This window comes from Ignavibacteriales bacterium (assembly GCA_016214905.1).
GTDB lineage: Bacteria > Bacteroidota > Ignavibacteria > UBA10030 > SZUA-254 > PNNN01.
Genome location: JACRMQ010000007.1, coordinates 325315 through 339623 on the forward strand (window position 1 = coordinate 325315; position 14309 = coordinate 339623).

Genomic DNA, 14309 nt, shown 5'->3' on the forward strand with positions numbered 1-14309 from the left:
AATTCATATCAGATTATTCACTACTTAAGTAACAATAACTTCTTCGTATAGGTGAACGATCCGGATTGAAGTTTATAATAATATACTCCGCTCGAGTATTTTGATGCATCCCACTTCACCGTGTAGGTCCCAGGGTTTAAAACTTTATCCACAAGTGTTTCTACTTCTCTGCCTAACATATCGTATATCTTCAACGACACAAATCCAGAATTCGAAATCCGAAATCCGAAATTTGTTATCGGATTAAATGGATTAGGATAATTTTGCATCAAGTTGAAATCTCTTGTTGGGCTTAGCGGATTTTCAACCACACCGGTGATGAGATGATTCAATACTATTTGATATACGGAAACCGGATAGATATTGAGATTCGTTGGCGTTATGGCAAAAAGAGTTTGCAGATACCCAACCATCTGATCGCTGCTGACGATAGTGTATAACGATTCGGGTTGTAGCGGTAATCCGTTAATTAAGGCATAACCGAGGTGCATTTCTCCGCCAACCGTATCGATACTGTATTCTAATCCGGTTGATTGTACAAGATATTGATAGTCGTTAATTTCGGGATGAATAAATCCCAGCAAAGCATCCAGTACACCATAAAGTTGTGCACCGCTAAGATCAAACAATGCCAGCCGGAAACCTAAACCATCAGTCGTATCGTAACCGTAAGGGTAAGCCCGGAAAAGATCTGCAGGTGATACGGGACCCGGATACAATTTATCTGCCATATGCCCAGTTGCTTCAAGAGATAAATCTGCGTTAACAGCATAAGCACTGTGAAGCATCGCGCTTGTCACAAGGTTACCCATAGGAGTTTTAATCGAATCGATTGATGTGGGAACATAATAGTACAAGTGGTCTGCAGTAAAAAGTGTTCGATACGGATCACCGATCAACGGAAAATATGTAACTGTTACTCCTGCTTTAAGATTCTCCACCAAAATTGAGAGCGTTGAGTCTGCGGGAATTGCATTGGTTATTTCTTGCAAGGAATAGCTTAATACGCTGGTTCCTGTTCCATTAAAGATAAGTTGAAGTTTTCCAACGTAGTGATAAAATTCACCAGCTTGAACAATAGGAATGTTATTGACATATACGATTGTATCTAAAACCGAGTGTGAGTGTCCACCGATAATTGCATCGACACCCGAAAGATATTGGGCAATGGTCATGTCGAGCGTTAATCCTAAATGAGAGAGAAGCACAACAACCTGACAGCTTTCGGCTTTTAATTCTGAAACTTTGAAGAGAATATCTTGCACAATATTTGTATCGATAAATACCGGCGCCGGATTGCTGATGAGATTAGCTTCGGGAGTGGTAACGCCTATTAATCCGACTTTAATGTTCCCGCGTCGTTCAATTGAATGAGATTGAATGAACGGTTTCAGCGTGGGAACTGAATCGAGATTCAAAGCGTTCGTAGAAATTACTTCGAAGGAAGAATCGAGATTCGCCTGATATAGAATTTGAGAAAGCATTTCAGGTCCGGGATCAAACTCGTGATTCCCCAGACAGAGAGCATCGAAACCAAGAGAGTTTAGAATCTGAAGTTCAGGAACACCGAAATAAGTATTGAACATCAAGTTGCCGACCATAAAATCACCGGTATGAATCAGGATTGGATTCGGTTCTGTTTGCTTTAGTAAACCAATCATTGTTGCGGCACGGGAAATCCCGCCGAAATTTCCGGCGGCATAAGGTAATAGATCGGAATGTGTGTCGTTGACGTGGATAAATGTCAAAGTATCAACCTGAGCTATCGAGCTGTTGGTAGATAGGTTAAAGCAAAAAAATACAACTGTCCAGAAAAGTTTAAATAACTTCATAAAAAATCTCCTATTTATTGGTTGTCTTTTATCAAATTTATTACATTTCAAGAAAAATTTGTCATAAAATTGTCATATTCAGGTAAATGTTTTCCAGCCCATTTTGATAATTATACCGTGGAGATGGTTAGATTTCCAATAAAATAGATTATATTTTTAATAAAGGCAAGTTCCTAATCAAAAATAATTTCAATGATGTTGGAAGAATTTCAATCGGGAATCGGCAGGAGGCAATTATTCGGTGAGGGAGAAAGAATAAATCGTTTGGATTATCTTATCACCTTCAAACGTTTCAACAAGTGATATGTAGAGACTATTACCAATTCAACAAGTTTTTCGGTTGTTTGATCCGGATGAAGTTGAAGATTATTAAGAGCGCAAATGGTTTGTAACTCGCGAAGGTATATTCGTATTCCCTGTCTGTCCGCTTTGGCAATCCATTCAACAAGTTCTTCTTCTAAATATCTGCTAAAATGTTGAATGAATAAATCGGCGCGGATAAGTTTTCGTTTACCGTCTATTTGAACAGGAAAAATATCTTGCAGGTCTTCAGTGTATTCTTTCAACCGTGGATCGACTTTCTTTTCAATATTAAAATATCCGGCAACTGTACCGGTAATATTTTTATAACTGCTCGCCTCCGTATAGCGAACTCGTAGCGGTCGGCGCTGAGCAAGTTTTTCTTTCCCGAAAAGAAAATCGACAAATATTAATTTTTCAATTGCAGGTTTCCATGTTTTGTAGTTATGTTTCCACTTTGAAGCAGGGTCGAGCCATACAGCGAAAGTTTCGGCAAAATCTTCGTCAGGATGCTTTTGCGCGTAATGCGGATGACCGACATAATGAAGATACTTGACAAAATCTTTACTCGCTGGGTTGAAATGATAAAGATTCGGGTATCGTTTATTTATTTTACCGAAAAGTTTTTTCGAATCTTCTCGAATCCACAGTTTATAAGCGTAGTTGATTGCATGACCGGTTTCATGCCGGAGTACCATCATGATTTCCTCCTTAGTGTAAGAGAGGAAATACTTTTCACCTATTCTTCGAAGCGTATTATTTGCAAGATAAAATGGAATTTCCACCGAGCCGGTTTTGTCTATGCATCCCCAAGGTTCGTCACCGAAATAAAAATGCGGAAAGAACTCAATATTTTTTTCACTTAACTCATGTCTCAGTTGAATAAGGCATTCACGAAGTGTGTCTTCAGGCCGTAATTCAAGATCGCACACTCTTTTATTAAGAAGAGTTTGAAAAGATAATTCTCTTACCCGCGGATTTTTTTTCGATAATACCATAATACTCGCCTAAAAAATCGAAAACCCCTGTAACATAAATCTGCATACAGGGGTTGAATTTAAAATATTGGCAAACTCACGTAACGCTGGCTTCGCTCTGTTTTTCTTCGGGTTCCTTCTTAATTTTCCTAGATCGGTTACCCTCGGTAAATTTCAGAGTTTCGGTCTTTGGGTTTAATTTTACTTTAATAATACTTCCCTGTCCGAATTTATTGCGTAAAACTTCTTCCGCAATCGAATCTTCAATGTATTTCTGCAGAGCTCTTTTTAATGGTCGTGCACCAAATGCCGGATCGTATCCTTTATCTACAAGAAACTCCCTTGCTTGTTTAGTGAGTTGAATTGAGATATCGAGATTCGCCATTCTTTTTACAAGTTCATGCATCTGAATGTCGATAATCTTGTCAATATGTTCACGGCTCAAACTGTGGAATACTATCGTATCGTCGATACGATTCAGGAATTCAGGATTGAAAACGCGTTTGACAGCATCTTCAATAGTGTTTTTCATTGTTTTGTAAATATCTTTCGGAGTCTCAACGCCAAAACCGAAACCGCCCGAGGTTTTTATATCGCGTGCACCGATGTTTGATGTCATTATTAGAATCGTGTTTTTAAAATCGACTCGCCGTCCAAGACTATCGGTAAGTATACCGTCATCCAAAACTTGCAGGAGTATATTGAAAACATCTGGATGGGCTTTTTCTATTTCATCTAAAAGCACAACCGAATAAGGTTTCCTGCGAACCTTTTCAGTCAGTTGTCCGCCTTCTTCGTAACCAACGTATCCGGGAGGTGCGCCAACAAGCCGTGATACGCTGAACTTTTCCATGTACTCGCTCATGTCGATGCGGATGAGAGATTCTTCGGAATCAAAAAGATACTTCGCGAGCGCTTTTGCCATTTCAGTTTTGCCAACGCCAGTTGGACCGAGGAAAATGAACGAACCGATAGGACGTTTCGGATCTTTCAATCCCGCTCGTGTGCGTCGTATAGCTTTACTAAGCTTTTGTATTGCTTCATCCTGCCCGACGATTACATTCTTCAGCGCCGTTTCCATCTTCAGAAGTTTTTCCGATTCAGATTGAGCGATACGATTCACCGGTATACCTGTCATCATCGAGACAACATCTGCCATGGTCTCTTCGTCAACATCGTGAACCACATGGTGGGCTTTTTGTTCCCAATCTTTTTTAGCTGTTTCAAGATCGTGTAATAATTTCTTTTCCAGATCTCGAAGCCGCGCGGCTTCTTCAAAATTTTGATTTTTCACCACGCTGTTTTTAGATTGACGGATTTTTTCAACCTCTCCTTCAAGGTCTAATATTTCTTTGGGAACATGAATATTTGAAAGGTGAACGCGTGAACCGGCTTCATCCAGTACGTCAATAGCTTTATCGGGCAGATAACGATCCGTGATATAGCGGTCGCTTAAACGCACGGCGGCATCGAGCGATTTTTCGCTATACCTGACAGTATGATGTTCTTCGTACTTATATTTGATATTTTTTAATATTTGAATTGTTTCATCGACAGTTGTAGGATCGACCATGATTTTCTGGAAACGCCTGTCAAGCGCGCCATCTTTCTCTATATATTGTCTATATTCATCAAGCGTAGTGGCGCCAATGCACTGCAAGTCACCTCGCGATAACGCGGGCTTGAACATATTCGATGCATCGAGCGAACCCGATGCGCCACCCGCGCCTACAATCGTGTGAAGCTCATCTATAAAAAGAATAACATCCTTCGATTTTTCAAGCTCATTCATGACAGCTTTCATTCGCTCTTCGAACTGTCCGCGGTATTTTGTGCCGGCGACAAGAGCGGCAAGATCAAGTGTTACCACACGCTTATCGTGAAGAACGCGCGAAACTTTCTTTTGAACTATGCGAATTGCAAGTCCTTCGGCAATTGCGGTCTTGCCGACTCCCGGTTCGCCAATCAAAACCGGATTATTTTTCTTTCGTCTACTAAGTACCTGAGCTACACGTTCAATTTCTTTTTCCCGCCCGACAATCGGATCAAGCTTATCTTCAACAGCTAATTTTGTAAGATCGCGGCCGAAGTTATCGAGCACGGGAGTTTTTGATTTTTCGGTTTTAGCTCTCTCGGTTGCAGGAGTTGAAACGGGAATCGTGGAAGGCTTTCCACTTATGATATTATCAAGTTCATTACGGACCGCATCGTAGTGAACGTTAAACTGATGAAGAATTTGAGCGGCAATATTATCATCATCCCGAAGAAGAGATAAAAGCAAATGTTCTGTTCCTATGACATCTGACCTATAAAGTTTTGCTTCCAGATAAGTTATCTTTAAAACTTTTTCAGCTTGCTTGGTTAGCGGGATATTGCCGATGGTGAGAGTACCGCCTGATGTTCTTACGGTATCTTCGATGGCTTTCTTTAATTTGAAAAGATCTATGCCGATATTGCGGAGAATTTTAACTGCGATACCTTCACCTTCCCGAATCACTCCAAGGAGAAGGTGTTCGGTCCCGATGTAATCATGACCGAGTCGCAGAGCTTCTTCGCGGCTTAATCGAATTACATCCTGTACGCGATTTGAAAAGTTACCTTCCATTGATATTATCCAATCTGCTTGTCTATTTTCTATAACAATTATTTTAAACTAAGTATTCCTTACTTTTCTAATATACTTAAATGGGTATGATTACGCAAGGAGAGAAATGATTGACTTTCCGCTTGAATTTTCATATATTTATACAACTTCCAATGAAAAATCCTTTAATTTTTACGGAAGTAATGATTCCGCAGTAGCTCAATGGTGGAGCATCCGGCTGTTAACCGGAGGGTTACAAGTTCGAGTCTTGTCTGCGGAGCAAAATTAATCCCGATCTAACTATCGGGATTTTTTTTGCATATTCTGGAATATTCAAACTCTAAAATTTGATAACTATTCAATTAGTTGAATCTAATATCGAATTTTCCTACCTTTCAGCTAATAGAAGTTAGAACAAATTATTTTAACCAGGAGATTATTATGCAAATCTATATTGGAAATTTACCGAAGGAATACACTGATGCCGAATTGAAATCGATGTTTGAAGAATTCGGTACGGTTAAAGAAGCGAATATTGGGCGTAACAAAAAAACGAATGAATCGGAAGGTTACGGAATTGTTGTTATGTCGGTTAAATCTGAAGCGCGCGATGCGGTTGAGGGTTTGCGCGGAAAAGAAATTCAAGGTAAACCACTGAGAGTGAGAATTCTAAAACCCGGTGACGATTTTCATACTCAAGAAATGGGAAGATCTGGAATACCTTTGGTAAAAAGCAGCGGATCATTTCGTGGAACAAGCGCGATCAGACGCGGTGGACAGCGAGGAAGCTGATAACTCATATTAAGGTTATAGCATAAATAAAAAGCCATCCCGATAAATCGAGATGGCTTTTTATTTTTAAAAATTCAGTTGAATTTTACGCGGTTAGAATTTCAACAATTTTTTTTGATTTTCCATAATCGTTGAACTTCACTACTCCATCGGTAAGAGCAAAGAGGGTATCGTCACTTCCGATTCCAACATTTGTGCCTGGTGCAAATTTGGTACCCCTTTGTCGGACGATAATACTACCTGCGGTAACTTTTTCGCCACCAAATCTTTTCACACCTAATCTCTGCGCGTTGCTATCGCGTCCGTTTCTTGAACTTCCGCCGCCTTTTTTATGAGCCATACTATTCTCTCTTTCTACCCAATATTTGTTATTTCTACTTCTGTGTACTGCTGACGATGTCCGCGGCGCAAACGGTATCCTTTTCTTTTCTTCTTCTTAAAAACTATCACCTTATCATCTTTAATATTTCCAAGAATCTTTGCTTCAACGGTACTATTTTTAATAAATGGATTTCCAATTTGAACGCTTTTTTCATCGGCTTTAAGAAGTACACGCTCGAATTTTACTGTGCTTCCAACTTCAGCACTAAGCCGGGGAACAAAAATCCTCTCGCCCTGACTGACTTTTAACTGCTGACCTGAGATGTCGACAACGACAAACATGTTGATTTTACCTTATTTTAAGTGATTTTTCTATCGAATGCATAACAATGTACGAATTTTTTTTGGAATGTCAAAACCCCATTTATGATACTTAATCAGCAATTATTTAAAATTTTGTTTGACTTTTATTGCAAATCTCAATATGTTATGTTACTCATCGATCGTAATTAAACACTCGATTATATGCTGATGGTTAATTACTTCATTTTTGTGTTTGAATATTATTAATAAATCATGAAGAAAAAAACAGTTCTTATTGTAGAAGACAGCCCGGGGTTTTCCGAGTTAATGAAGTATGTGGTTGAAGATGAAGGATTCAAAGGTGTTATTTTTCCGCTTGAAGAAAATTTTCTTAAATGGGTGGAAAAAGAAAAACCATCTGCCATTATCATGGATTTGGCGCTTAACCGGATGAGCGGATTCGATTTGATTAGAGAATTAAAAGGGAGCACAAAATATAAACAGATTCCCGTTGTCGTAATTACCGGACGGGATCTCGAGATCAAGGATATTACTGAATTGAAAGTGCATGGAATTCCTTATATGCGAAAAGGGCGTGTGGATATGCACGAAATCCATCAGGCAATTCGCACGCTTGTCGAAAAATCAGAGAAGTGAATATTTTTCATTTTACCTAATTAACATCCTATCTGCACGCCCAATATATCTGTTCTCTTTTATCTATCCTTGCAATTAATAAATGGCAATTGTATATTAGATCGTGAAATAATTTAATTCAGGTGTTGTTGAAATGGTAATAACAGTAGAAGAAAAAGTGTCGATAACGTTTTGGTGGATTGTAGCAGTTGCGATTACCGCGTATTTGTTCTGGGGCGTTATTAATACAATTCGAATTATACTGCAGTAATTAAAGATTTACTTATAAAGTAGAATCATCAACAATTTTGTTGATTGAATATTTTTTGAAATTCTTCAAAACCTTCCCTACCTAACATAAACTTTAGTTCTGTCGCGCATATATCCAATATGTTTTTTGTCCCGCTTTCAAATTGTGAACAGCACTTTGGTTGATTCTCTACTTCCAGGTCATCAATCATCAATGTATGTTGACTTATTACTAACGGAAAGGCGATACAATAAAAGGGCTTTAAAGCAAAAGGGTGAAGTCCTTCTGCGAGAGCTGTTTTCTGAAGGGCGCATAATCCGCTCGAATCAAGGAAAACGCATCCCTGCTCAGTCGCCTGCGTACCGATAGCTAATCCGGAAGGAAAATCGATATCTTGACATGGTTCCGATTCGAACCATTTCTCGGGATTCTTTTCTTGTGTTGGTTCAAGATGCCTCTGAATTATCTGTGCATGATTGAGAATATTATCTCGCTCGCTAATATCTGCAAAAACCCCCCACTTGCAGCATTCACCGGTGCAATTCTTCATAGAGCATGACGATGGATACTTAGTTGTGAAAATCGAAGTATCAATTCGCAGTTCAGAAATATGTTTTAATCTGTGTTTGTGTAATATTATATTCATAGTGGTAAACAAAATACCTTTTTTCGGATGCATTTCCAAGGAAAATATTATCTAGAATTTGAGAGTGAATATTCTAAAAATATAGTAAGGGAATTATTTTAATAATTTTAATAAAAGTTCCATGCAAAACCTGAACAGTTATTTGAATTGAGTTCGCGGAGGACATTCTTTTATCTATTTATTTATTTGAAATAATTTCTCCCATTTAAAAATTTGATTGATATTCAATAGCTCCGCGGGGATGGATTTTCCGGAACCGTCAATCTCGCGCAGACCGACGAAAGGACGAAGATCGCCAAGATCAACAAGTTTGGGTGGCATTTCAGAATGAGTGTCTACTTGATATGATATGCCGAGATCGGCATTTGATTGTTTTCTGTTCTCATAACGGATTATCACATTGCGTATTATAAGATCATAAGCACGTTTACCGTTAAATGGTAATTTGTTGTATTCATCAATCTCGAATTGCTTAAGACAATCTAATGCAATGGCGTAAATGGAAGTCAGCATTCCGACGAAATTCAACTTACGTATAAAATCTTTTTCAGGGTCGTTAATCGTATGACCCGACTCAACGAGGAGCGTACTCGTTCCCCATTTTTGCATATTATCTCCGAATGCCCGCGGCTCAAAACTGTCGTCGTATTTTGTAACGTAACCGCTTATATGTTCATTCATTGAAGTTGCAAATACTGCGGCAAGATGTTTAGCTCGTTCTCTTGATTCATTATCGGTTTTTGCAGAATTAAATGCCGGCGCCAGCAAGCCGATTGCAGAAAGTTTATTCGATGATCCGACAGAACTCAGTTCTTGATCGTGAAGATTAAATCCAAATTGCGGCTTAAGATTATGCTGCAGTGATTTTAATAATTGTGCTTCTGGTGTTTCAAGAGCAAGGGCATCGCGGTTCATATCAATTCCTTGAGCCGTTCGTCTTTGGAACCGGGCTGCACCATCGGGATTCAACATTGGAAGAAAATTTAAACGTATAGCCGAAAATATTTTTTGAACAATCGGTGTTTCCTTGTTTCGCGTGAGATAATTAATGATATCACAAAGTGCCATGGTGGCAGTTGACTCATCGCCGTGCATCTGAGACCAAAATAAAATATTTATTGTCCCGTTACCACCCGAAATTAGTTGTATGGGTTTATCCTCGAAAGAGCGGCCGATCTCTTCGCGCTGAAATATTCCGGATAAATTTACTAATAATTTTGAAATGACATTTGATAAAATTTCAGGTACAAAATCTCTTTGCGGGAAATCGGGTACACGGAAAATTTGGTAATTATCGAACAAATAACGGGAAAATTCCAGAACTTCTTTCTTCATCAAACAGAATCCTTACTGTGTCGATCGATAATATAAGAAAAACTTTTGACCTATCAAGAAATTATAAAACAGTCTTTTGTTTATCTATTTCAATCTTTGTATATTTTCACTCATTAAGCAACGATATTGAAAAATTACCGCCCATCCGGGCGTTTTTTATCCCTCAAAAGAATATGAATAACATCGATTTTAATATTTCCGACGACCAACTCCCATCTCCAGAAAAACTCCCAACATCGCTGCCGGTTGTGGCCCTGCGCGACATTGTTGTTTATCCGTATATGATATATCCGGTGCTGCTGGGCCGCGAATCATCACTTCGGGCTGCGGCCTATGCCAATGAACACGATCGTTTTGTGTTTCTCGTTTCTCAGCGTGATCCAACGCTTGAAGAACCGGGGCAAAACGATGTCTACAGAGACGGAACGGTAGCAAAAATTATCCAGACCATGAAGATGCCGAACGGTCTTATGAAAATACTGGTTGACGGCATAATGCACGCCACAATAAAGTATTTTCGGCAAGCGGAACCGTTCATGGATGTTGAAGTTGAGTATCATCCGCCGGAGGAGGTTCCATCGAATGAGATTTCTGCGTTAGTGCGACAGTCATCAGCGCTTTTTACTGAATATATTCAACTCAGTCGAAATATTCCGCAAGAAATATTATCGGCATTTGAGACATTAAAAAATCCGCATCGAAAATTATTTTATATCGCATCGAATATCTCAAAAGAAGTGACGGCAAAACAACTCATCTTGCAGCATTATTCTCTGAAGGAACAATATTTTGAACTCGCGCGATTACTTACATCGGAAGTTGATATTTTAAGAATTGAACGCGATCTCGATTCAAAACTTCACGAAAGCATACAAAAATCGCAGAAAAAATTTCTTCTTCAAGAGCAGATGCGAATTTTGCAGGATGAATTAGGATCGGAAGAAGTTCTTTCGGCAGAACTTATAAAACTGAAGGAACAGATCGATCACGCGAAAATGCCGAAAGAAGTTTACGAGAAAGCGGTTGAGGAATTTAACAAGCTGAAAAAAACACCACCGCAATCACCGGAGTTTGGTGTCAGCCGTAATTTTCTCGATTGGTTAATCATTGTTCCATGGTCGAAAAGCACTAAAGATAATCTTGATGTAGAGCATGTACAAAAAATATTGGACGAAGATCATTTCGGATTGGAGAAACCTAAGGAACGAATTCTTGAGCACATTGCCGTGCTGAATTTGGTAAAAGAGATGAAGGGGCAGATACTTTGTTTCGTCGGGCCACCGGGCGTGGGCAAAACATCGCTCGGGAAATCAATCGCACGCGCGCTTGGAAGAAAATTCGTTCGCATATCTCTCGGCGGTGTAAGAGACGAAGCCGAAATTCGCGGTCATCGCCGCACTTATATCGGCTCGATGCCGGGTAAAATTATACAATCAATGAAGCGTGCCGGTGTAATTAATCCCGTTATTCTTATGGACGAAGTAGATAAAATGAGTATGGATTTCAGGGGTGACCCGTCTGCCGCATTACTCGAAGTTTTAGATCCCGAGCAAAATACAACATTCAACGACCATTATCTTGATATCGATTACGATCTTTCACATGTTATGTTCATAACAACCGCGAATGTTCGTTACAACATTCCCCTTCCACTGCAAGACAGGATGGAAATAATTGAACTGCCGGGTTACCTCGAATATGATAAACGTGAAATTGCCAAAAGGCATATTATTCCGAAACAACTTGAAGAACACGGATTGAAATCGAAAGATGTTTCATTTAAAGACGAAGCAATCACAAAAGTGATACAAGAATACACGCGCGAGGCAGGAGTTCGGAATCTGGAACGAGAGATTGCATCGCTTTGCCGCAAAGCTGCTAAAGAAATTGTCTTGAACAGAAAATCGAAGAGCAAAAAATCCAAACAGGCGCCAATAATAATCGATGAGAAAAAAGTTGAACAATTGATAGGTGTCCCAAAGTTCAGACAAAAAACAACGAACGGTGAAAAGCGAATCGGTTCAGTTATAGGTTTGGCTTGGACGAGTGTTGGAGGGGACATATTAAATGTTGACGTAACCATAATGAACGGACTTGAAAAACTCACGCTTACAGGACAACTTGGGGATGTAATGAAAGAGTCTGCTCAAGCGGCGCTTAGCTACATACGTTCGAATGCGAAGAAACTTGGCGTGCCTGCCGAGTTTTACAGGAAGAGAGAAATTCATATTCATCTTCCTGAAGGTGCTATTCCCAAAGACGGTCCATCAGCTGGTATCACCATGGCGATGGCAATTATTTCAGCCGCCGCGCACAAACCTGCCCGGAATGATGTGGCTATGACCGGCGAGATCACATTACGTGGAAATATTTTAGCAATCGGCGGATTAAACGAAAAACTCTTAGCCGCTCAGCGAAGCGGCATCAAAACAGTCCTTATTCCGAAAGAAAACAAAAAAGACCTTATTGAGATACCGGCAAAAGTAAAAGAAGGGGTAAAGATAATACCGATTGATACGATAGCCGACGCGATTAAATATGTCTTTGAAAAATAATTTTAATAACTCTTGAATCTCTGCGATAAGAAATTTATATTACTATTCAAATATTCTAAATCAATAAGCAACCTATGGCATATCTTGTAACCGCGCGTAAGTGGAGACCGATGGTGTTCGATGACATTATTGGACAAGCGCATATTGCCACAACTCTACGAAATGCCATCGCCGCTAATAGATTATCTCATGCCTATGTTTTCAGCGGACCACGCGGTGTGGGGAAAACCACAACTGCCCGGATACTCGCCAAAGCCGTCAACTGTACTTCTCCGGACAAACATAATCCCGATAACAAGTGCGATCTATGCACCGAGATTACAGAAGGAAGAAGCGTAAATGTTTTTGAAATCGATGGTGCTTCTAACAGGGGAGTTGAAGAGATCAGAAATCTGCGCGATGCGGTGAGATACGGACCCGCCAAGGGGAAATACAAAATATACATTATCGATGAAGTGCACATGCTCACAAAAGAGGCGTTCAATGCCCTTCTAAAAACGCTTGAAGAGCCCCCTTCGTATGTTATGTTTATTTTTGCTACGACTGAAATTCATAAAGTGCCTCTCACAATACTTTCACGCTGTCAGCGGTTCGAGTTCAGAAGAATTTCCATCGAAGAAATAATATCCCGTTTGCATTTCATCGCGAAAGAAGAAAAAATATTGATCGACCACGACTCGTTATTGCTGATTGCCAAACGCGCCGATGGTTCCATGAGAGATGCACAGAGTATTTTCGATCAGGTTATTTCTTTTTGCGGAAATAAAATTTCATCTCAACAAATCATCGAAATGCTTAATCTCGTTGATGAAGAATATTTTTTCCGCCTTGTTGATATTATCAGATCGAAAGAAATAAAAGAAGGGCTATTACTCGCGGATGAGATAATAAAAATGGGGCATGATCTGAGAGAATTTCTAAACGGATTCATCGAACATCTTAGAAATATCCTGATCTTAAAAACAACTAAATCAGACAAATTAATAGAAGCATCCGAAGCGGTTAAAAAACGTTTTGAAACGGTTGCGGATAAATTTTCGGAAATCGATTTGTTGCGCCTCATAAAAATTGCCTCCGAAACTGAAAGTGCGCTCAAATGGAATCGACAACCACGATTGAATTTCGAAATTGCGATTGTCCAGATGATAAAGCTTGATAACTCAGTTGAAATCGGTTCTTTAATTGAGCGGATCGAAAATTTATCAAACTCTTCCGGTGATGACTCATCGAATAACAAATCGTTACATGATGAAACATCAAATCTAAAATTAAAAGATGCGCCTATTAGAGGAAGCGTGAAAGCAACTCAACCAACGTTGCGTCCGGATCAAGTGATTAAACCTACGATACCGCTTTCTCAAATTCCAGTTGTTGCAGAACCAATCCGGTTACCTACAAAAAATGATATCTTAGAAAAATGGTCTGTGTTTGTATCCGAAGCAAGAAAAGAACGTATCGCAATAGGCACGATGTTAAGTGAGACATCTTTTATCGATATTAACAACGATCGTCTTTGTATCGGTTGTCCCGACGATTTTCACGCCGACACACTTAACGTAACAAAAAATCGTCAATATCTTCAAGACATTGCAGAGCGAGTTTATGGCGCGAAAGTGCAACTCGAAACAATTCTCTCTTCGAAAACAAAATCATTCTCAATTCCAAAAACAACAGAACCACCGCAAGAGACTCAATCCCAATCATCAGTTCAACAACATCCCGTTATTCAAGCGCTCGTCAAAGAATTCGGAGTAAAACCTATCAACCGTTGATACTTT

General features: G+C 39.5%; 11 protein-coding genes and 1 tRNA gene. 5 read left to right on the forward strand and 7 right to left on the reverse strand.

Going from position 1 to position 14309, the window contains the following annotated elements; genetic code table 11:
- Positions 1–20 precede the first annotated feature (20 nt).
- From HZB59_08615 to HZB59_08625, 3 genes are all read right to left on the reverse strand, one after another.
- Positions 21–1832: a 5'-nucleotidase C-terminal domain-containing protein gene (locus HZB59_08615; GenBank protein ID MBI5021484.1), complete on the reverse strand. Its 1812-nt coding sequence runs from the start codon at positions 1830–1832 to the stop codon at positions 21–23.
- Positions 1833–2101: 269 nt separating this feature from the next.
- Complete coding sequence (locus tag HZB59_08620; protein ID MBI5021485.1) at positions 2102–3130, reverse strand: hypothetical protein; 1029 nt, start codon at positions 3128–3130, stop codon at positions 2102–2104.
- A gap of 76 nt (positions 3131–3206) precedes the next feature.
- Positions 3207–5714 carry an ATP-dependent Clp protease ATP-binding subunit gene (locus HZB59_08625; protein MBI5021486.1) on the reverse strand — a complete coding sequence of 836 codons (2508 nt, stop codon included), beginning with the start codon at positions 5712–5714 and terminating at the stop codon, positions 3207–3209.
- 187 nt (positions 5715–5901) lie between these two features.
- On the opposite strand from HZB59_08625, the gene HZB59_08630 reads away from it, so the two are divergent.
- Positions 5902–5973 (forward strand) — tRNA-Asn (locus HZB59_08630).
- Positions 5974–6134: 161 nt separating this feature from the next.
- Positions 6135–6485: an RNA-binding protein gene (locus HZB59_08635; GenBank protein ID MBI5021487.1), complete on the forward strand. Its 351-nt coding sequence runs from the start codon at positions 6135–6137 to the stop codon at positions 6483–6485.
- Positions 6486–6570: 85 nt separating this feature from the next.
- Here the strand turns inward: HZB59_08635 and rpmA are convergent, their stop codons facing one another.
- Together rpmA and rplU are read right to left on the reverse strand one after the other, a co-directional pair.
- A complete protein-coding gene (gene rpmA / locus HZB59_08640; GenBank protein MBI5021488.1) occupies positions 6571–6825 on the reverse strand; it encodes a 50S ribosomal protein L27 in 255 nt (84 codons plus the stop codon).
- Positions 6826–6839: 14 nt separating this feature from the next.
- On the reverse strand, positions 6840–7148 hold the full coding sequence (gene rplU, locus HZB59_08645; GenBank protein MBI5021489.1) for a 50S ribosomal protein L21: 309 nt from the start codon (positions 7146–7148) through the stop codon (positions 6840–6842).
- A gap of 234 nt (positions 7149–7382) precedes the next feature.
- Here rplU and HZB59_08650 point away from each other — a divergent pair, with 234 nt between their 5' ends.
- Positions 7383–7766, forward strand: coding sequence for a response regulator (locus HZB59_08650; protein ID MBI5021490.1), 384 nt, complete (start codon positions 7383–7385; stop codon positions 7764–7766).
- A gap of 278 nt (positions 7767–8044) precedes the next feature.
- Here HZB59_08650 and HZB59_08655 read toward each other — a convergent pair whose 3' ends face one another.
- Positions 8045–8641: a DUF3109 family protein gene (locus tag HZB59_08655; protein MBI5021491.1), complete on the reverse strand. Its 597-nt coding sequence runs from the start codon at positions 8639–8641 to the stop codon at positions 8045–8047.
- A gap of 174 nt (positions 8642–8815) precedes the next feature.
- Positions 8816–9976 carry a peptidase M14 gene (locus HZB59_08660; protein MBI5021492.1) on the reverse strand — a complete coding sequence of 387 codons (1161 nt, stop codon included), beginning with the start codon at positions 9974–9976 and terminating at the stop codon, positions 8816–8818.
- Between the two features lie 173 nt (positions 9977–10149).
- On the opposite strand from HZB59_08660, the gene lon reads away from it, so the two are divergent.
- Together lon and dnaX are read left to right on the forward strand one after the other, a co-directional pair.
- Entirely contained in the window at positions 10150–12531 is a 2382-nt protein-coding gene (gene lon, locus HZB59_08665; GenBank protein ID MBI5021493.1) for an endopeptidase La, read from the forward strand.
- Positions 12532–12605: 74 nt separating this feature from the next.
- Positions 12606–14303: a DNA polymerase III subunit gamma/tau gene (dnaX, locus tag HZB59_08670; GenBank protein MBI5021494.1), complete on the forward strand. Its 1698-nt coding sequence runs from the start codon at positions 12606–12608 to the stop codon at positions 14301–14303.
- The last annotated feature ends 6 nt before the right edge of the window (positions 14304–14309 follow it).

Excerpts from the sequence above, each read along its gene's own strand:
- HZB59_08615 (MBI5021484.1), bottom strand. The coding sequence starts at position 1,832 with ATGAAGTTATTTAAACTTTTCTGGACAGTTGTATTTTTTTGCTTTAAC.
- HZB59_08620 (MBI5021485.1), bottom strand. The coding sequence starts at position 3,130 with ATGGTATTATCGAAAAAAAATCCGCGGGTAAGAGAATTATCTTTTCAA.
- HZB59_08625 (MBI5021486.1), bottom strand. The coding sequence starts at position 5,714 with ATGGAAGGTAACTTTTCAAATCGCGTACAGGATGTAATTCGATTAAGC.
- HZB59_08635 (MBI5021487.1), top strand. The coding sequence starts at position 6,135 with ATGCAAATCTATATTGGAAATTTACCGAAGGAATACACTGATGCCGAA.
- rpmA (MBI5021488.1), bottom strand. The coding sequence starts at position 6,825 with ATGGCTCATAAAAAAGGCGGCGGAAGTTCAAGAAACGGACGCGATAGC.
- rplU (MBI5021489.1), bottom strand. The coding sequence starts at position 7,148 with ATGTTTGTCGTTGTCGACATCTCAGGTCAGCAGTTAAAAGTCAGTCAG.
- HZB59_08650 (MBI5021490.1), top strand. The coding sequence starts at position 7,383 with ATGAAGAAAAAAACAGTTCTTATTGTAGAAGACAGCCCGGGGTTTTCC.
- HZB59_08655 (MBI5021491.1), bottom strand. The coding sequence starts at position 8,641 with ATGAATATAATATTACACAAACACAGATTAAAACATATTTCTGAACTG.
- HZB59_08660 (MBI5021492.1), bottom strand. The coding sequence starts at position 9,976 with ATGAAGAAAGAAGTTCTGGAATTTTCCCGTTATTTGTTCGATAATTAC.
- lon (MBI5021493.1), top strand. The coding sequence starts at position 10,150 with ATGAATAACATCGATTTTAATATTTCCGACGACCAACTCCCATCTCCA.
- dnaX (MBI5021494.1), top strand. The coding sequence starts at position 12,606 with ATGGCATATCTTGTAACCGCGCGTAAGTGGAGACCGATGGTGTTCGAT.